Here is a 16,806-nt window from a genome sequence, read left to right as displayed (position 1 = left end):
TCACTCGCTCGATTTCCTCGGACGACCCGCCGCGCGCATTCGATCTCTGCGATCATCGCTGGATGCCGTTACGATCGGTTATCGGCGCAAAGCCGGCAAGAGATCGGGATATCGAGGCGGCGCCGGCTGTCGCGACAGCGAATCGGGCCGTCCGCCCGTGACGAGGCGAGACCATCTCGCCGCCCGACGTGGTTGACGCCAGGTCACGCCGACAACCTTTCCGGGCCTATGGTTCGGGAAACCAGAGGTGCAATCACATGACCATATCGAGTGCGATAAACCGATCCGGCCCCTATCGTGGGGACGGCGTCACCACGGCTTTCGAATACCAGTTCAAAATCCTGGAGCCCCATCATCTCCAGGTGATCCGCACGGATGCATCGGGCACGGATTCAATCCTGGTACTCGATGCCGATTACACAGTGACCGGCGCTGGCAACGATGGCGGCGGCAGCGCGGTCATTGTGCCCGCCCCGGCGGAAGGCACCAGGATAACTCTGCTGCTGGACGTGCCCTTCACTCAGGAAACCGACCTGGAAAACCAGGGCGCCTATTATGCGGAGACGGTTGAGCAGGCGCTTGACCTCGTCGTGATGAGGCTCCAGCAACTCAAGGAGAGAGCGGCCCGTGCGGTCACCATCCCGCCATCGTTCGATTCAGCAACAATCGACAAGCTGATTGCAGACGTTCTGGCGCTCAGCGGCAAAGGCGATGCGCTGGAGGCCGTTGCCGCCGTCTCGCAATACCTGGAGACTGTGGCTGATATTGCCGATGACATTCCCAATGTTGCCGATCTGACGCAAACCGCCCAGCAGAAAGCCGCTGAAGCGGCTCAGTCGGCGACGGACGCAAATGCCAGCGCTGGCCTCGCGGTCGCCTACGCAACGAATCCGGAAGATACTCCGGTCGCTCGTTCGGGCGGGCTATTTTCAGCCTTTCATTGGTATCGCAAGACGCTGGCGATCTACAACGACGTTACCAATACCCTTGCCGGTTGGCTTCACGGCGCAGCAGCAAAGACCGACATCGTCGATGCCGACGAATTCGCCATTGCGGACAGTGCGGCAGGCTGGGGTCTGAAGAAGGTTCTGGCAAGTAGCGTTGTCAAATATGTCTGTGTTGCTACCGGCCTTGATTTCTTTACAGGATTTATCCCCGCTTATGCCGGCGTTGCGTCCGTAACCATCGCCCCAGGCGTTGGCTGGTTTGGCGGCAAGAAACATCAGACCACCCTTGTGACAGCAAAAACGCTTGTTCAGCTACTCGATACGGGGGCTGTGCAGGCGTCAAAAACCTATTTCCTGTACGCCATTAGGAATTTATCAGATGGCACTACAGATTTCGTCATGTCGCTGTCGGGATCAGAGGCAGGCGTCACGAAGCCGGCTGGGTGGGAATGCTTGCCCGGGAGCCGCGTCGGCCTCGTCATCACCAACGCATCAGGGAACATCGTTCCGTTCTGGCAAACGGGCAACGAGGTCAAAACCGATACCTATATGTGGTTCACCGCCACCGCCAATGTGCAGGGCTTGGCAATACCAAGCAATGTCCCTGTGGGACTGAGTGTAGATGTCTGGGTGCTGATTGACACCGTTGTTGCAAGCACGGGACAGGACTGCATCGCGATCGTCTCAGATGCCGCTGCTGCCAACTACACAACCGGTGCTGCCCATCAAGTGCGGTGCCGATCGCGCTCAGGCAATGATTATCCCGACCAAAGTGCTGCGGCAGGCAAGGTGCGAAGCAATGTTAATGGTCAGCTCTGGAGGTACGCCGCGGTGACGAGCACAGCCTGTTCTGCCTCCTTCTTGGTATGCGGCTGGCATGATTACACCTGCAAGAGGCTATTCGCATGACCACTGTGTACGTTCGCTACGATAGAGCTGGGACGATCCTCGAAATATTCACCGGTGATCAGCCCAATTTGGATCTCATCGCTCATGACGACCAAGAGCCCGCCATTGCGAAATACCTTCGCGACCCAACAGGATCGGAAGATCGCTTCCCGCCCCTCCGGAAGTGGCAACTCTGGCTAGCCGCTCTCGAACTCGAACCGCCGATCCTCAAGGCCGATGTGCTCTCCGCCGTCTACCGCTTGCCCGATCTGTCGGTGAAGGACAAGGAAACGGTGCGCATCATGATCGAGGACGCACAGGACTATGCGCGCGAAGATCCGCGCATTGATCTGCTCGCGGTGGCCATGGGCATTCCGCCGAACCATATGGACGATCTCTGGAGATGGGCGGCACTGATCGAGCCTGCATGATGTGAGCTGTCGTAAAACAGTCGACGGGCCGGTTCAATCCGGCCCCGCGTGCAACCTCCTCATTGCGGCAGCGGCCTCCCTGTCTGCTCGGCTATCATGAGGAATAGTCTGCATTGAGGCGCCAGCCGAGCCAGCCATAAAAGGCCTTGGCCTGGTCGACATCGGAAACGGGCACGACGATGATCTCCAGCTTCATCTCGCTCGTGCCGTTGCCAGTCCTATTGCTTGCGTCGCCCGTGATTTTCCCCTCCAACCGACGCGGGCCGGTAATCTCTGCTCACTCTTCCCGCGGCATCGCCCTGATGAAATCGATGAAGGCGCGCAGCGGCGTCGGCACCAGGCGACGGCCGGGATAATAGAGAAAGGGGCCGGAAAAGCTCTCCCACCAGGGCTCCAGCACCGGTTCCAGCGAACCGCTTTTAAAATAGGGCCTGAGCCAGTCCTCGAAGGTGAAGACGACGCCCGTTCCGGCAACCGCGGCACCGATGGCGAGATCGGTGCCGCCGCCATTCTGGACGATCAGCGGGCTCGGCGGATCGACTCTGACGATCTCCCCATCGCGCTCGAATTCCCAGACCGGGATGGCGCGACCGGCAAACCGCCCCCGGATACAGGCATGTTGAAGCAGATCCCGCGGATGCTGCGGCCGCCCGTGTTGGGCGAGATAGGCAGGTGAAGCACCCCCGGCATATCGCTGAATGCGCGGGCCGATCGGTACCGCGATCATGTCCTGCTCCAGCCGCTCGTCGTAGCGAATGCCGGCATCGCAGCCGGCGGCGATGATATCGACGAAATTCTCGTCGGTGACGATTTCGAGGCGGATATCCGGATAGCTCTTCAGAAACGGTGGCACGATGCGCGGCAGCACCAGCCGCGCCGCACTGACCGGCACATTGAGCTTCAGCGAGCCGGCCGGCCGATCGCGAAAATCCTTGACGAAATCGAGCGCCGCATCGATCTCGCTGAACGCAGGACCGAGCCGCTCCATCAGCCCGCGGCCGGCCTCCGTCGGCACGACGCTGCGAGTCGTGCGGTTCAAAAGCCGCACGCCGAGTTTGGCCTCCAGCCGGCGAACTGCATCGCTGAGCGCGGACGAGCTCATATGGCTCACCCGCGCCGCCTCGCGAAAACCGCCGGCCCGCGCCACGGCCAAAAAGGCGCTGACATCGCTTATTTCAGGTGCGCTTTGCTTCATATTGTCGGATCCGCCCGCTGTCCTGAAAACCGGACAGCCTGTCCGCATTGTACCCGATTGTCCGGCGAATGGTAGCGGCCTATCTCGTTGTTGCATTTGCGCTTGCCTTCAAACGGAGATCCAGAATTCATGTCTACTGTTGAAAAATCCGGAACCTTTATGCTCGGCGACCGCACGGTGAGGCGGCTTGGCTATGGCGCCATGCAGCTCGCCGGCAAGGGCGTCTTCGGCCCGCCGCGGGATCGAAACGAGGCGATCGCCGTGCTGCGCGAAGCCGTCGAAAGCGGCGTCAACCACATCGACACCAGCGATTTCTATGGCCCTCACGTCACCAACGAGATCATCAGGGAAGCGCTGCACCCCTACCCCGACGACCTCGTCATCGTCACCAAGGTCGGTGCGCTGCGCGGCGCAGACGCCTCCTGGAACCCGGCCTTTTCGAAGGAAGAATTGACCGCGGCGATCCACAGCAACCTGAAAAACCTCGGCCTTGATATCATCGAGGTGGTGAACCTGCGCGCCATGTTCGATGTACACGGCCCGGCCGAAGGCTCGCTCGAACCGCCGCTCACGGTTCTCGCCGAACTGCAGCAGCAGGGCTTGATCAGGCATATCGGCCTGTCGAATGTCACCGCAAAACAGGTGGATGACGGCCGCAAGATCACCGACATCGTCTGCGTCCAGAACCAGTACAACCTCGCCAACCGTGAGGATGACGCTCTGATCGACAAGCTTGCTGCCGAGGGCACGGCTTACGTGCCCTTCTTCCCGCTCGGCGGCTTCTCGCCCCTGCAGTCCTCGACCCTCTCCGATGTCGCCGCCCGCCTGAACGCCACGCCCCTGCAGGTGGCGCTCGCCTGGCTCCTGAAGCGCGCGCCGAACATCCTGCTCATCCCCGGCACCTCCTCCCGCGGCCACCTCAGGGAAAACCTCGCGGTCGCCGATATCGAGCTGACCGATGATGTGATGGTTGAGCTCAACGGCATTGCCGCAGCGTAAGGCACCTGACTCAACGCACGGCGAACAGACGGCGGCGGATCATCCGCCGTCGTCCAAGTCACCTCACAACCTCCTCATGCACCTCCTCAGATTGACGAATCGCCACGCCATCGGCATCTTCTGGGTAGGCGTGGCCTGCGCCCAACCTCCATCGATCCTCCCCGGCAGGGTCTTTAAAACGGAGGCAAAGGGACTTCCGTCTCGGGTTCGAAAACCTTGGTCCGATCGCTCGGGCGTGGTTGCCGGGGAACATGCGTCCGTGACGGAAAGGCCAGACAATGACCCAGAACGGAAATCTCAAACGTAGGGTACGCGCCCGCGCTGCAAAAACCGGCGAATCCTATACCTCCGCCCTCACCAATCTCCGCAAACCAAAACCGGATGAGCCCGCCGGCAAATCCCTGCGGCTGGCGGTCGCCCAAACGTCTGTTTGCCTCGACCCGTGCGATGCCTCGGCATTCCGCGCCAACGGCGCCGAGATGCGCCGCCTCATGGGTAAGGCGAGCAGGGCCGGCGCCCGGCTGATCCACTTCCCGGAGGGCACACTCTGCTTCCCGAGCAAGCGCCTCCTCTCCGAAACCGGCCCCAGGCAGATCGGCTCTGCCGACTGGAGCCGTTACCAATGGGAGGTCCTGCGCGAGGAACTGGAGGAGACGAGTAAGCTCGCAAAGGAGTTGAAGCTCTGGACGGTCTTCGGCGCACCGCACAGGCTGACCCCGCCGCACCGGCCCCATAACAGCCTCTATGTCATCTCAGACCGGGGCGAACTGGTGACCCGTTATGACGAGCGCCTGCTTTCCCACACCAAGATTTCCTTCATGTATTCGCCGGGCAAGATCCCCGTCACCTTCGAGGTGGACAGCATGCGCTTCGGCTGCGCTGCCGGCATAGAATCGCACTATCATGAGATCTTCACCGAATATGAGCGGCTCGACGTCGATTGCGTGCTCTTCTCCACATCAGGCGAAGTCCCCTCCGCGGCCCCTCCCTTCGCCGCTGAAGTCCTGGGAGTTGCGGCCAGCAATACATTCTGGGTGAGCTACGCCGCCCATGCGCCGCAAAGCGTCATCGTCCCCTGCGGCATCGCCGGTCCCAAAGGCCAGTGGGCAGCTCGTTGCCCTGATGACGGCAAACCCGGCATCGCCATCGCCGAGATCACCACCGACCCGGCCGATCTCGCCCGCCCCTGGCGGCGCACCGCCCGCGGCGATCTCTACCGGCCTCACCAGATCGAGGGGGATCCCAGAAGCGACAGCAGCGAGGCTTTCTGAAGCCGATACCCGGCGGGCGCCCTGCCCGCCGGTATCCGATCGGCATGAGGCTATGCCTTTCACTTGCGTACCAATCAACGGCTGATGTGGCTGAGTTTGCCGATATAAGCGAGATAGGATGCCACGATTATAACGAGCAGTCCGCCGAGCACGCCGGCAAAAGGGTCTCCGCTCCTGCGCCTCACGAGCCGGATAATGAAGAAGAAAATCAGGCCGACGAGAAGCGAGCCGATGGCCCCACCCACGTTCTCCCCGAGAAATCTGCCTGTCGCGCCTGGGTAATTCTCCGGATGCGTGCCGAGTGTGATGGTCGTGGCAATACGGCTGACGAGCGAGACCGCCACCAATATTGCGATGCTCTTGCCCATGCCGCCTTTGGCGCGCGTGAATTTCTCGGTCATGTCAGCCTCATTCGCCATCGACATCACCCCTGACTGATAAACATCCTTCCGTACCAACCCCTGATCGCCTGGTCGAACGGTCGGCCCACCCTCACTGAGCGAGATGTTTCAGGTCGCCGAGATAGCCAAGGCCAGCGAGCGCGAGCACGACAATCAAGCCCGACAGCACCCCTGCGAAGCGATCTGCGCTTTTGCGCCTCACAAAACGGATGATGAAAAATACGATCAACCCGACGACGAACGACGGCAGAGATCCGCCGATCATCTCGCCGATAAATCGGGGCGCCCCTGCCGCCGGATAGGCCGCGCCCGTTGCGATGAACCGCGCGACGGTACAGACCAGCGCGACCGCCGCCAGGATCGCAATTCCCGCTCCCACGCCACCCTTGCCCCCGGCCGAAGCCCCAGTCATATCAGTCCCGTTTGCCATCGGCATTCCTCCCTCGATTTATAAAACAACTCTTCCGCACCTACCCCTGTCTCTCAGCGGAACGGGAGACAAAGCATGGATATCACGTCGGATTATGACGCCCTGTCGCGCAGACGGCGCCAGCAGGACGCTGCCGCCGCCAGTAGCAATATTCAATCCTCGGATGAAAATCCAGACAAGGTTGCGGATAACCTTAACTTCGCGCGGGAGTATGCACAAGTTACGGGAAACCCTGCCCCGTCCCCGCAGATGGTCAAGGAATTTCGCGACGTTCTTCAGCAGCGCATGGACGAGGCGCGCAACACGGCGATGCTCTCGACCGCAAGACGCGCGGCTACCTGGTATGGCGAAAATCCCATGGCGGTCCTTCTGGCGAAGGATGACGTACCTAACCTTTGTTCTTTCGAGCAGAAGGTACAAAGGTTCTGGGAGGCGCCGAAAAGTAATCCTCAAACGGCCGCTTCGGTTGAGGAAAGCATCGCTCCGGTCAACCGGCCCACCGCGCCGTCTCAACCCCAGGCGCCTGTCGCCCCGACCGCGCAATCCCCCGCTCGCCCCACAGCGCCCGCCGCACCGACAAGCGCGCCGGCGGCGGCGGGTGCAAATACGAACACTCCGCGCGCCGTCCCGTACACCCAACCGCCCGTCTCGCCAACACAGCCTGTCCACCAGCCCACTGAGCCAGCGCCCCGAACTGCCCAGCCGGCAGCGCCGACAACGGGAAATGCACCACCGTCCGCAGAGCCTGCCACCTCCGCTGTAGGCGATGTGCCTTTAGCATCCGAAGAACCTCTGAGTGACGATGAGAAGAAAAAAGAGGCGCTTATTGAAGAGATTAGAAACGCAAAGAACGCACCCTCTGAAAACATTCCTATTCTGAAACAGAAAATTCAGAATCAAAATTGGTTCGATACCATCAACGCCTTGGACACCCTTCAAGGAGTTCTCAATGGAACTGCTACGGATGACGATGTCAGATCTCAGCTCCAATCTCGGTATGCCCACCGTCTAACAGCAAAAGAAGCTTGGGAGAGAGCGAAATCAGCTGGACAGTATGTTCTCGAAGCTCCTAAGGGCGCTGGCAGCGCCAGCGTGACCGAGTCAGGTCGTATCATCGAAGGCACAGGCCAGCTGCTCAGTAGCCCCAAGTCGGATCAGGAAGTAGCCCTCATAGGAGAGATTGCCGACGGCGCGAAGCTGCCAGATGATAAGGTACCGCTCCTGGAAAAGAAGCTCGACGAGCAAACGCTGCTCTACGGTCCGTTCGCACGGTATGTTTTGAACGAAGTGCGCGCAGGGCGCATGACATCCGATCAGGCGAAAGAGCAATTCAATGGTCCGCTCGACGATATCGCCGGATACCTTCAGTCTTGGGGCGCGAGCCTCGGTGACTACGGCGAGACGCTTTTTCCGGCAGCGCCCGGATATGAAAACAGCTGGACTCGTATGGGCGGCGAGATGTTTGGCGCCCTCCTGCCCACCATGACAGCGACAGTTGTATCTGGCGCCGGCGCGGGCACCGGGGTAGAAATGCTGCGTGCCGCTGGGGACGCCGCGGCAGCAGCAAGAAAAGCGGAAAAAAGCGAACTGGAGCAAAGTGACGCGGCGGTGGCCTATAGCTTAACCGCGTTTATCGACAGGATCCCCTTCGATAAGGCGACGTCGCCTCTCCTGAAGCGGCTATACTTGAATTCATTCCTGCAAAAATGGATCGGCATAGGTCTCAAGGAGGGCGCGGCACAGGCGACCCAGCTTGTCGCGCAGAACTATCTCAAAAAACTGCTCGTGGATCCGACGCAGGAGGTATTCGACAAAGTTGGAGACACCTTCATCGCGGGCGGTTTTGCCGGCATAGGCAAAGAAGTCGTGCAGGATTTCGCCATGATAGGCATGAACGCCCTCCTGCGCCGTCGCGGCTCTTCACATATTTCTGCGTCCCACCCCATAGCGGCCGATAGCACCCGCAAGGCAATCGAAGATATCTCCATCGCCGCGCAGGCGTCCAAGCTTCGCACTCGGTCACCCGAAGACTTCCATGGCTTTGTCGCCAAAATGGCGCCGAACCCCGAAGCGCGGGACGTTCTCGTCCCGGCCGGCGCCTTCGTTAAAGCTGCCGAGGCAGCGGGTATCAATCCAGACGATCTGGTGGACAGTGGCGCTCTCGCTTTGGCCAGAGCAACCGACGGCGACGTAAAACTCTCGATGGCGACCTACGCCACGTACTTCGCCGGTTCGAAGGGCGACGGATATATTATGGATAATATCCGTCCGCACGCTGGCAGCCTCACCTTCGCGGAATCCCAAGCGTTTCGCGAGCATGCGAACGCCTATGGTAGCGCCCTCAATGCGCGGGCCAACCCTGCCTTCTCGTCCCCCATCATCGATCTTGCGGCCGAACGGCGGGCCTATGATCTCGCGGTGCTGCGCTCTGCGATCGCCGGACGCCCTGCCGAGACCGTATCCCATTTCGCCATAAGTCATTCCGCCTTCACGTCCGCCTTGGCACGCTCGGAGGGCCGCAGCCTCAATGAATATCTGAAGCTCCATCCGCAGCCCTGACCGGCAAAGCGATTTCCCGAGGGAATTCAACTTGAAAAATCTGACCAACCGTTCCGCAGGCACCGCGACCGTGTCCGCCCAACCTCCATCCGATCACGCGGTGATGAGAACCGATGACCTCACATTCGGCATGCCGCCGCGTTTGTTCCGAAGCCCGGACGTCTCACCCAACAGCCCGCTCCGTATCTCAACCGGCACCGAAACCATCCTCGACATTTTCCGAAAGCCCGATCTCTCAACGCTGCTGCAAGGGTCAAGCCGCCATTTCCTCGATATCATGCAGGACATGGCCGGCAGCGGCGTTCGCCCGGCCGCAGAAAGTTTCGCCCATCTCGAAAGCTGGTGGCGCAAGAACGCGAAGCTCGTCACAACTGATGGAGTGCGCGCCAAACCCGGCATCAAGATAACCGTCAAGGATGTGTTGGCCGCGCTCGATCGTGGCACAACCGGAAATTCCGACAAAGACGCGGCCATCGACACCGCCATGCAGTCTCGCTTCGCAGATGCCGCCAAAACCTATCTGATCGAAGGCACGGCCCCCTCACCCGAGATGCGCGGCGTCTTCGAGCAATTCCGCGACTGGTTGCTGTCGATCTACCGCCGCCTCGTCGCCCTCGACATTTCCCTCTCCCCCGATGTCGCCGCCATCTTCTTCCGGATGCTCGCCAGCGACACCGCAATCGAGATGGCCCAGGCAGATGTCGGCGGCGACGAACCCGTCTTTGCCAGCGCCGGCCTCCCCCAGCCGCAATACGACCACCTGCTGAAACTGCGCGCGCTCGCCGCGCAGGAAGCGAAAGCGCAGTTGCTGCGCCAGATGATGGAGCCCGTGCGGCGCGAGGGGCAGAAGGCTTACAAAGCAGAAAAAGCCTCCGTCCAGCGCGAGGTGGAAAAAGAGATCAACGCCACCAGCCTCTACCGCGCCGTCGAATGGATGGCGAACCGCCGCTGGCTGGATATGGAAACGCCCGCACCGGCAGGCGACATTCGTTTCGACAAGGCCGCCCTTGAGGCGCGCTACGGCGCCGGCATCCTCGAAGCTCTGCCACAGGGCGAGCATCCCCTCTATACCGATGAGGGCGGGCTCGATCCCGATATCGTCGCGGATCTCTTCGGTCTCGGCTCCGGCGATGAGCTGGTGGCCGCCATGACGCGGGCGCCTGCCCGCGCGGATGCGATCGCCTTCGAGGTCGAGCGTGTCATGCTGCAGCGCCACGGCGATATGCTGATCGATGGCTCGGCCGAAGAGCGGGCGATTGCCGCCGTCCATAATGACCGGCGGGCGGAATGGCTGGCGGCCGAACTGAAGGCGATCATCAAGGTAGCAGGCGATGGCGAGGGACTGACGGTGGCCGAGGCCGAAGCCTATGCGCTTTCGGCCACCGCGGGCATGGAGGTCGGTGATGCAATGGACGGTGCGCGCTTCCTCGCTGCCGGTCGGCGCACCGGCCTGGAGGCCGCTCGGCTGGGCGATGAGCTGGCGCAGGATGAAAGCTGGCGTGAGAGGGCAAGCCGGGACATCGCCGGCGAAGGTGAGATGCAGACGGGGCCTCACGCCGTTCAGGATGAGCGGATCGGCAAGTTGATCACCGCCAAGCGCCGCCAGCTTCTCAATCACGCGATCTATGCCGAAAGCCTCAAGGTTACCCGTGAAGTCGAGGAATTCGAGGCGGAGGCTGCACGCCTGGCAAGCGGCCAGGCGCGCGAAAAGCTGGCCGAGGCAAGCCGACGCGACAATGGCCATATCGACTATCTCGGCGCGATCGACGCGCTGCTTGGGCGCTACGGGCTTGGCGGCCGGCCGGATGACGAGCGAGTTGGGCAGAATGATCCGCGCATGGCCCTCAGAAACTACGTCATGGCCATGAAGGAAGCAGGGCGGGAAAACGAGCTTGCCATTGCCGATAGCGTGCTGATCGCCTCCGGGCGCCAGTCCTATAAGGAGATCACGCTGGAGCGTTTCCGCGCCCTCATGGCGGCGGTGAAGAACCTCGAACATGCCGCAGAACGCGCCAGCCAGCTGACCGATGCCGATGGCGAGGCGGATTATGACGAGATCGTCACCGCGCTCGCCGATGCCATCGGCAAAGCCCCGCTGCCGGCTGCCTCCGGTTTCCTGGACCTCCCGCACCTCGATCCCGCGCTGGAGGCGGTCACACAGCTGCGACAGATCGGCGGCATTGCGTACCAGGCCATCAAGGCACCGCTCGATGCAGCCGCAGACCGGCTTGCGCTGCGCAGAGAAAAGGCAGCCGCCGACCTGCAGGCGCTCTATGATCTCTACCCCCCGAGGAGATCAGCAAGATGGCGCAGCCCCGTTACCTGCCGGCGCTCGGCCAATCCCTGTCGAAATGGGAGGCGATCGCCATTGCACTCAATACCGGCAATGAGGCGAACCGCCGGCGGCTGACGGATGCCCGCGTCCCCGGCGCGTTCGATGAAGCCGGGCTCGGCGCCGTGCTCGCCTCGCTGGACGAGCGCGATGCGGATTTCGTGCAGTCCGTGTGGGATTATCTCGCCGCCTTCCAGCGCGATATCGCCACGCGCGAAAAGCGCCTGACCGGCATCGCACCGCAATGGGTAGAGCCCACTCCCGTGACCATCGCCGGCAAGGCGCTGAAGGGCGGCTACTACCCGCTGGCCTATGATAGCGCGGATGCGGGGCCGGACCGGGCGCAAGCGCTGGTATCTGGCCGCGTCGCTAAATCACAAACCGAGGCAGGCCACGGCCGGTCCCGCGCCGATCTCAAGGCCCAGCCGCTCGATCTCGATATCGCCGTGCTGCACCGGCACGTCAATCATCTGCTCTATGATCTCGAATTCTGCGAACCTCTTGCCAATGCAAGGCGCCTACTGGACGATCCTACGCTGGCGGACGTCTTCGCGCGAACCAAAAACTTCGTCGCTTTGCGCCGCCTAGAAACCTGGCTGGAAGAAGCCGGCGCCCGCGAGTTGCGCGCGGCAGACAGCATCGGCCGGATGGCGCGCCTCGTGAAAAAGAACCCCACTGCGACCAGCATTGCGAATGATCTTGCGACCTTGTTGTCGCACCGCTATCGGCTGGACGACATCATTGCCGCGGCAGGCAGGGGCGATTTTGCCACGGCACTTCAAAGTGCCTTGCGCCCCGGCATCATCAACCAGGTCACCATCCGCTCATCCCTCATGCTTGGTCGTCAGGCCTTTTCGGATGCCCGAACGGCGTGGGAGACGTTGGCCCGCTGGCTTGAGGGGACGCTGCGATATTGTTTCATCGAGATACCGGCCTGGCTCGCGCATTATCAGAAGGGGCTCAAGCAATTCGGCGGGGATGAAGCGAAGGCCATTGCCTATGCCGATACCGCCATGGAGCAGGCGATATTCAAGCCGTTCCCGGCGCAGTCCGGCGGGGGCGAAACCCTGCGCCTCTTCAAGGCCCTCGGCGCACATCTTGCGGAGAAGTTCAAGGCCAGCGCCGCAGGCATAAAACAGAGCGCCGCAGCCATAGATCAGAGCGCTGAAGTCACCGATCAGGACGCAGCCGCCCGGCAGGGCATCACGCTCGCCATGGATCTGATCGCGCTCGCCATGACGGACAGGGTGTTTACCGCTGCCCTCGGTGGACACGATCATGACACGACATGGCCGGCATATCTCGCAGAGCATACCGGCTATTCAGTCATGGCCGCCCTGCCCGCAATCCGCGATGCGCAAAGCCCGCCCGCGGGCACGGCGAACGATGCAAAGACGCTCGTAAAGGCCATCCGCCCGGCGCGCGGCGATCTTGGCATCGGCAACGAGCATATCACCGAAATCCTCGAAGCCACCGGCCTCTCGGCGGAGTCGCCCGCAGACGCGATGCTCAGCGGGGCGAATGCCGACCTGGCAAGGATCGCGGGGCGGTGATTTTCGCTCTCAACCTTCCGCACCCTATCCATGATGCCAAACAAGGAATGGCATCATGGATGAAACCACCCGCAACGAGCTTGAAAAGCTGCATGGCAGGATCAACGATTTGAAGGAGCGTGTCGTCTCGCTGGAAGCGCAGCAGCCGCATATCAACGCCGCCCTGCTGCGCATCGAGGGCAGCGTCGAAAAACTCGCAAACCGCATCGGCAAGGCGCTCTGGGCAGTGGTCGCCATCGTGCTGACCCCGCTCGCCGGGTTGTTGATCAAGGCGATTGCCTCGGGGGCGCTGGCGCGGTTTATGTAGGGGGATCTGCGTTCGGGAATTGTGCGGAGCAGAGAATCGCCACCTGCGATCAAGTTTGACAATAAGCAAGGTAGTGCGCTGCGGCTCCCTCATCCGCCCTTCGGGCTCAACATATTTTGCCTGATTTCCTCTATCCCACCTCGAATGGGTGTCGAACATCAGCAAACCTGCCAGATTTCCCTCCCGAGTTCACGCAGACAACCTTTCCCGAACGATCCTGCCGCCCTCTCCAACCGGGCAGCACACATGACCCTCGTCTTCATCCGCATTCTCTTGCGTTACCTCGCCGCCATCCTCGTCACCCGTGGGCTGATCGCACCCGATCTCGGCGAGATGATCTCGCGCGATCCCGATGTCGCCATGACCCTTCAGGTCGCCTCGGGCGCGCTCATCGCCGCCGTAGCGGAGGGCTGGTATTTCCTCGCTCACAAGTTTGGATGGGCGAAATGAAGTGGCTGAGCGACCTGCTGCTCGGCGGCATCATCGAGAAATTCACCGCCCCCCTGCTCGCTGCCTATCAGGCGAAACTAGAGGCTGAGACCGACCAGCAGAAGCTTGCCGCCGATGAAGCGATCAAGGGCATCGAGGCCGCTCGTGACATTGCCGTCGCCGAAACCGCCGACCGCTGGAGCGCCACCCGCCTCGGCCGTCTGCTCATCGTCATCCCCTTCGGGCTCTGGTGGGCGGCGATCTACATGGTGCAGATCCTCAATCCCTGGTTCGGGCTCCATCTCGTCGTCGTCGACGTGCCGCCGCGCATCAACGACATGGCGCTGGTGCTGATCCCGGCCATCGTCATCGGCGATGCCGGCGCGCTCATCGCGAGGCGGTTCAAAAGATAACAGGACACCACCTCAACCATCTGCTGCGATCATCTCACCATCAAGAGAGCGTTGGGTTGGGGGCCGAATTCCTCCGGTGACCTTGCGAAACGCCTTCGGCCGGAGCCAGGCGCTCTCTTGGTACTTCTTTCATTCTTCGACTAGAAATGCCGACCCTGACCCGGTTTACTGCCGAACAGTTTAAAGTAATCGCCGAAAAACTGCCGTGCGAATAATCCGATCATTCACCCTGGCTTTCAACGATATCGGCACGAAGCGGACAAACCGCCAACCTCAATAGGCTACGCCATGCCGCCCGGAAAATTCCCGTCGTGCCTCGGCCTCGGCAGCCTGCGGATTTTCATAGATGCTGCCGTCAGTTGGAAGCCTGGCCCAGCCTTCGGCAATGATCTCGCCGCCGTACCGCGATATGTAATAGTACTGCTCCGCGTAAGCGTAAAAGCCATCCTCCCGCTGAATGAGCACCATGCGCCGTCTCGGATGAATGGCGTCAGGGATTTCGACAATCTCCAGCTCCTTCACCACCTGCATCAGCCTTCTCCAAACGGGATGAGTTCACTCAGACACTCTCCATGACTGTTCGGCTCGGAACGGGAGCCCCACTCTTTGCGAAATCCCGCTGTTACCAGAAACGCCACCACGGACGCTTCGCGGTCGGTGACTCTGATGCCGACGCGATTTCCGCTACGGGTTCACCATCGGGGCCATAGAACTCTCCCTCGTCGCCCTGCACTCTGGCGCCGAGACGCTGCGCGATCGACCACATCTTGCGGCGAATTTCCGGATCGGGGTTCTTGGCGTCGATATTGTCACTCTCGCTCCAGGCAAGCCAGCATACATCATTACCCCGCTCGCCACCGGAATAGGCCGTCCAGACGCACAGACCCTCTTGTTCGACGCGGAGAACCTTGCCTCCTGCAGCGGCAGCCTCGGCAAAACCGTCGTGCCTGAGTTCGGGGTCATCAGCCACATAATCCAGCCAGTCCTGAAGCGAAACACCCGGGGTTGCATCGAACCAGTTTTCTTTGCGGGTGATATGAAGATCATATCCCATTTGCCTCACGCCCCCTGTACGCGCACATCCTGAGCGAACTTAGGATCGGAAAATAAACAAAAGGTTGCGTATGGCAGCCTGTTAAGACCGACTGCATGTGTTCGCATCGATGGATTCGGGAATGTTCGCGCATGATGAAAGAAGCCTTTAACGAGATCACCCTGGTATCCGCCGAAGAGAGGCCCGACCTCATTCCGGCTTTCGACGAGCTTGGTGCGGCCGTCTGGCCGAAATTCATTGGTGGGGATGCGGCCGTCATTAAATATTGGGACAGGCTCTTCTCGGAACGCTTACGCCGCCACCAGTTCCTCGTCGTCGGCCAGGACGAGCATGGAAACGAATGGGTTCTGGCGACATCGAACAGCATTCCCTTCTACTGGCCTGAGCCCGATGACGACACCTCCCTGCCCGATGAGGGATGGGATGCGGTTCTTGCCGGTGGCGTCGAAGCCCACAGATCCGGGCAAAGGCCCAACGCCCTCTCCGCGCTTGCGATCGTCGTCTCGCCCGACATGCGCGGCTCGGATCTCGCCGAACGCCTGATCGCAAACATGAAGACAAGCGCCCGGCAAAACGACCTCCATGCGCTCGTCGCACCTGTGCGACCCACGAAAAAACCGGCTTATCCTCTGACATCCTTCGCGGACTATATAAGCTGGACGACAGCCGACGGCGCCCCCTTCGACCCGTGGGTGCGCAAGCATTGGCAGCTTGGCGCCCGGCTCGTGAAAATCGCCCCGCGCTCGATGCGGGTTGAGGCGCCGTTGGCGCAATGGACGGAATGGAGCGGGTTGCGCTTCCCCGTATCGGGGCCGTATCACGTCGAAGGCGGCCTGACGCCATTAATCGCCGATTGCGAAAGCAGCACGGGCCTCTATGTGGAGCCGAATATCTGGATGCGGCATAGGCTGGAGGACTCCGGGCGCTGATGGTTCGGGGGCTGTCAGCTATGTCTCCGAACATCTGTCAGGTATGCCTGGCTTTACACCTGTGCCGGGGATCTGACAAAACCGCCGCTAGTTCGACGCGCGTTTCAGCACCCCTGTAGCAATGGACGCAGTGACCGCGCCAGATCTTCGCGCAACCATCCATCCGTCGACCTCCAGCCCAAGGCCGCATCACGCGTTCTTCGCAGTCTCCTCCATCCAGGCGCGATGACGCTCTTCATCGAGATGCGCCTTCATGAAGAAGGCCTTCGATGCCGGGATGGCGTCTTCGTGGCGCAAGGCGCGCTGATAGGCAGTGACCGTATCGTCTTCGTTGATCTTCATCGCCTTGAGGATGGCGCCGTCGCCGATCATATCGGCAAGCGCGATCTTGCCCGTCGTCAGCATCTGCTTCATGTCGCCTTCGGCCGGCGCCTCAATGCCGAGTTCGCGCGCCATTTCCCTGAGCACGTCGAGATGCTGTAGATGATCCGTCTTGAATGCCGCGATCTGGCCGGCGAACAGCTTGTTGTCGAGGCGCTCGATGCAGGAATCATAGGCCGCAATCGCATCATGTTCGAGATAGATCAGATCCTTGACCAGTTCCTTGATGTCCGATTCGTTGCCAACCATTGTTACCATCAGTGGTACTCCTCTGTGCCTGGAAGCAG

Annotated in this window: 17 protein-coding genes and 1 pseudogene; 11 read left to right on the top strand and 7 right to left on the bottom strand. The window is 61.1% G+C overall.

The features are described from left to right. Positions 1-257: 257 nt before the first annotated feature. Positions 258-1,856 (top strand): hypothetical protein, encoded by a 1,599-nt coding sequence (locus JNB85_RS20965; RefSeq protein ID WP_220336224.1) that lies wholly within the window; start codon positions 258-260, stop codon positions 1,854-1,856. After that, on the top strand, positions 1,853-2,266 hold the full coding sequence (locus tag JNB85_RS20960) for a hypothetical protein (RefSeq protein WP_220336223.1): 414 nt from the start codon (positions 1,853-1,855) through the stop codon (positions 2,264-2,266). The genes JNB85_RS20965 and JNB85_RS20960 overlap by 4 nt, the downstream gene beginning before the upstream one ends. Before the next feature lie 97 nt (positions 2,267-2,363). Here the strand turns inward: JNB85_RS20960 and JNB85_RS20955 are convergent. Together JNB85_RS20955 and JNB85_RS20950 are read right to left on the bottom strand one after the other, a co-directional pair. Continuing rightward, a pseudogene (locus JNB85_RS20955) lies at positions 2,364-2,462 on the bottom strand (VOC family protein); the annotation flags it as partial. A gap of 81 nt (positions 2,463-2,543) precedes the next feature. Further along, complete coding sequence (locus JNB85_RS20950) at positions 2,544-3,461, bottom strand: LysR family transcriptional regulator (RefSeq protein WP_220336222.1); 918 nt, start codon at positions 3,459-3,461, stop codon at positions 2,544-2,546. Between the two features lie 129 nt (positions 3,462-3,590). On the opposite strand from JNB85_RS20950, the gene JNB85_RS20945 reads away from it, so the two are divergent. Next, entirely contained in the window at positions 3,591-4,460 is an 870-nt protein-coding gene (locus tag JNB85_RS20945) for an aldo/keto reductase family oxidoreductase (RefSeq protein WP_220336221.1), read from the top strand. Positions 4,461-4,738: 278 nt separating this feature from the next. Next, positions 4,739-5,731 (top strand): carbon-nitrogen hydrolase family protein, encoded by a 993-nt coding sequence (locus tag JNB85_RS20940; protein WP_220336220.1) that lies wholly within the window; start codon positions 4,739-4,741, stop codon positions 5,729-5,731. Positions 5,732-5,805: 74 nt separating this feature from the next. On the opposite strand, the gene JNB85_RS20935 is transcribed toward JNB85_RS20940, so the two are convergent. Both JNB85_RS20935 and JNB85_RS20930 read right to left on the bottom strand, forming a co-directional pair. Next, positions 5,806-6,132, bottom strand: a complete 327-nt coding sequence (locus tag JNB85_RS20935) for a hypothetical protein (RefSeq protein WP_220336219.1) — start codon at positions 6,130-6,132, stop codon at positions 5,806-5,808. Between the two features lie 91 nt (positions 6,133-6,223). Beyond that, the gene (locus tag JNB85_RS20930; RefSeq protein WP_220336218.1) at positions 6,224-6,568 is read right to left on the bottom strand and encodes a hypothetical protein; all 345 of its coding nucleotides are present in this window, start codon (positions 6,566-6,568) and stop codon (positions 6,224-6,226) included. 69 nt (positions 6,569-6,637) lie between these two features. Between JNB85_RS20930 and JNB85_RS20925 the strand changes: the two genes are divergently transcribed. The 6 genes from JNB85_RS20925 (at position 6,638) to JNB85_RS20900 (ending at position 14,155) form a co-directional block, all read left to right on the top strand. After that, positions 6,638-9,121: a hypothetical protein gene (locus tag JNB85_RS20925; RefSeq protein WP_220336217.1), complete on the top strand. Its 2,484-nt coding sequence runs from the start codon at positions 6,638-6,640 to the stop codon at positions 9,119-9,121. A 31-nt stretch (positions 9,122-9,152) separates the two neighbouring features. Beyond that, positions 9,153-11,531 (top strand): hypothetical protein, encoded by a 2,379-nt coding sequence (locus tag JNB85_RS20920; protein WP_220336216.1) that lies wholly within the window; start codon positions 9,153-9,155, stop codon positions 11,529-11,531. Continuing rightward, positions 11,426-13,006 carry a hypothetical protein gene (locus tag JNB85_RS20915; protein WP_220336215.1) on the top strand — a complete coding sequence of 527 codons (1,581 nt, stop codon included), beginning with the start codon at positions 11,426-11,428 and terminating at the stop codon, positions 13,004-13,006. The genes JNB85_RS20920 and JNB85_RS20915 overlap by 106 nt, the downstream gene beginning before the upstream one ends. Positions 13,007-13,061: 55 nt before the next feature. After that, complete coding sequence (locus tag JNB85_RS20910) at positions 13,062-13,313, top strand: hypothetical protein (RefSeq protein WP_220336214.1); 252 nt, start codon at positions 13,062-13,064, stop codon at positions 13,311-13,313. A gap of 246 nt (positions 13,314-13,559) precedes the next feature. After that, positions 13,560-13,763, top strand: coding sequence for a Pam3-gp28 family putative phage holin (locus JNB85_RS20905; RefSeq protein WP_220336213.1), 204 nt, complete (start codon positions 13,560-13,562; stop codon positions 13,761-13,763). Then, positions 13,760-14,155 (top strand): hypothetical protein, encoded by a 396-nt coding sequence (locus tag JNB85_RS20900; protein WP_220336212.1) that lies wholly within the window; start codon positions 13,760-13,762, stop codon positions 14,153-14,155. The genes JNB85_RS20905 and JNB85_RS20900 overlap by 4 nt, the downstream gene beginning before the upstream one ends. A 273-nt stretch (positions 14,156-14,428) precedes the next feature. On the opposite strand, the gene JNB85_RS20895 is transcribed toward JNB85_RS20900, so the two are convergent. Continuing rightward, positions 14,429-14,686 (bottom strand): hypothetical protein, encoded by a 258-nt coding sequence (locus JNB85_RS20895; RefSeq protein WP_220336211.1) that lies wholly within the window; start codon positions 14,684-14,686, stop codon positions 14,429-14,431. Between the two features lie 91 nt (positions 14,687-14,777). Continuing rightward, positions 14,778-15,209, bottom strand: coding sequence for a hypothetical protein (locus JNB85_RS20890; RefSeq protein WP_220336210.1), 432 nt, complete (start codon positions 15,207-15,209; stop codon positions 14,778-14,780). 131 nt (positions 15,210-15,340) lie between these two features. On the opposite strand from JNB85_RS20890, the gene JNB85_RS20885 reads away from it, so the two are divergent. After that, entirely contained in the window at positions 15,341-16,138 is a 798-nt protein-coding gene (locus JNB85_RS20885) for a hypothetical protein (RefSeq protein ID WP_220336209.1), read from the top strand. A 189-nt stretch (positions 16,139-16,327) separates the two neighbouring features. On the opposite strand, the gene JNB85_RS20880 is transcribed toward JNB85_RS20885, so the two are convergent. Next, positions 16,328-16,777 (bottom strand): DUF2383 domain-containing protein, encoded by a 450-nt coding sequence (locus tag JNB85_RS20880; protein WP_220336208.1) that lies wholly within the window; start codon positions 16,775-16,777, stop codon positions 16,328-16,330. Positions 16,778-16,806: the final 29 nt, after the last annotated feature.

Source organism: Rhizobium mesosinicum, assembly GCF_019511345.1.
GTDB classification, from domain to species: Bacteria; Pseudomonadota; Alphaproteobacteria; order Rhizobiales; family Rhizobiaceae; genus Rhizobium; species Rhizobium mesosinicum.
The sequence above is the reverse complement of the archived record's forward strand: the minus strand, read 5'-3'. Positions and strand labels throughout refer to the sequence as shown.

What these genes read in the sequence shown, in the direction of transcription:
- JNB85_RS20935 (WP_220336219.1), bottom strand. Translation starts at nt 6,132, where the DNA reads ATGACCGAGAAATTCACGCGCGCCAAAGGCGGCATGGGCAAGAGCATC.
- JNB85_RS20885 (WP_220336209.1), top strand. Translation starts at nt 15,341, where the DNA reads ATGATGAAAGAAGCCTTTAACGAGATCACCCTGGTATCCGCCGAAGAG.
- JNB85_RS20945 (WP_220336221.1), top strand. Translation starts at nt 3,591, where the DNA reads ATGTCTACTGTTGAAAAATCCGGAACCTTTATGCTCGGCGACCGCACG.
- JNB85_RS20960 (WP_220336223.1), top strand. Translation starts at nt 1,853, where the DNA reads ATGACCACTGTGTACGTTCGCTACGATAGAGCTGGGACGATCCTCGAA.
- JNB85_RS20905 (WP_220336213.1), top strand. Translation starts at nt 13,560, where the DNA reads ATGACCCTCGTCTTCATCCGCATTCTCTTGCGTTACCTCGCCGCCATC.
- JNB85_RS20900 (WP_220336212.1), top strand. Translation starts at nt 13,760, where the DNA reads ATGAAGTGGCTGAGCGACCTGCTGCTCGGCGGCATCATCGAGAAATTC.
- JNB85_RS20890 (WP_220336210.1), bottom strand. Translation starts at nt 15,209, where the DNA reads ATGGGATATGATCTTCATATCACCCGCAAAGAAAACTGGTTCGATGCA.
- JNB85_RS20910 (WP_220336214.1), top strand. Translation starts at nt 13,062, where the DNA reads ATGGATGAAACCACCCGCAACGAGCTTGAAAAGCTGCATGGCAGGATC.
- JNB85_RS20915 (WP_220336215.1), top strand. Translation starts at nt 11,426, where the DNA reads ATGGCGCAGCCCCGTTACCTGCCGGCGCTCGGCCAATCCCTGTCGAAA.
- JNB85_RS20930 (WP_220336218.1), bottom strand. Translation starts at nt 6,568, where the DNA reads ATGCCGATGGCAAACGGGACTGATATGACTGGGGCTTCGGCCGGGGGC.
- JNB85_RS20895 (WP_220336211.1), bottom strand. Translation starts at nt 14,686, where the DNA reads ATGCAGGTGGTGAAGGAGCTGGAGATTGTCGAAATCCCTGACGCCATT.
- JNB85_RS20880 (WP_220336208.1), bottom strand. Translation starts at nt 16,777, where the DNA reads ATGGTAACAATGGTTGGCAACGAATCGGACATCAAGGAACTGGTCAAG.
- JNB85_RS20950 (WP_220336222.1), bottom strand. Translation starts at nt 3,461, where the DNA reads ATGAAGCAAAGCGCACCTGAAATAAGCGATGTCAGCGCCTTTTTGGCC.
- JNB85_RS20965 (WP_220336224.1), top strand. Translation starts at nt 258, where the DNA reads ATGACCATATCGAGTGCGATAAACCGATCCGGCCCCTATCGTGGGGAC.
- JNB85_RS20925 (WP_220336217.1), top strand. Translation starts at nt 6,638, where the DNA reads ATGGATATCACGTCGGATTATGACGCCCTGTCGCGCAGACGGCGCCAG.
- JNB85_RS20940 (WP_220336220.1), top strand. Translation starts at nt 4,739, where the DNA reads ATGACCCAGAACGGAAATCTCAAACGTAGGGTACGCGCCCGCGCTGCA.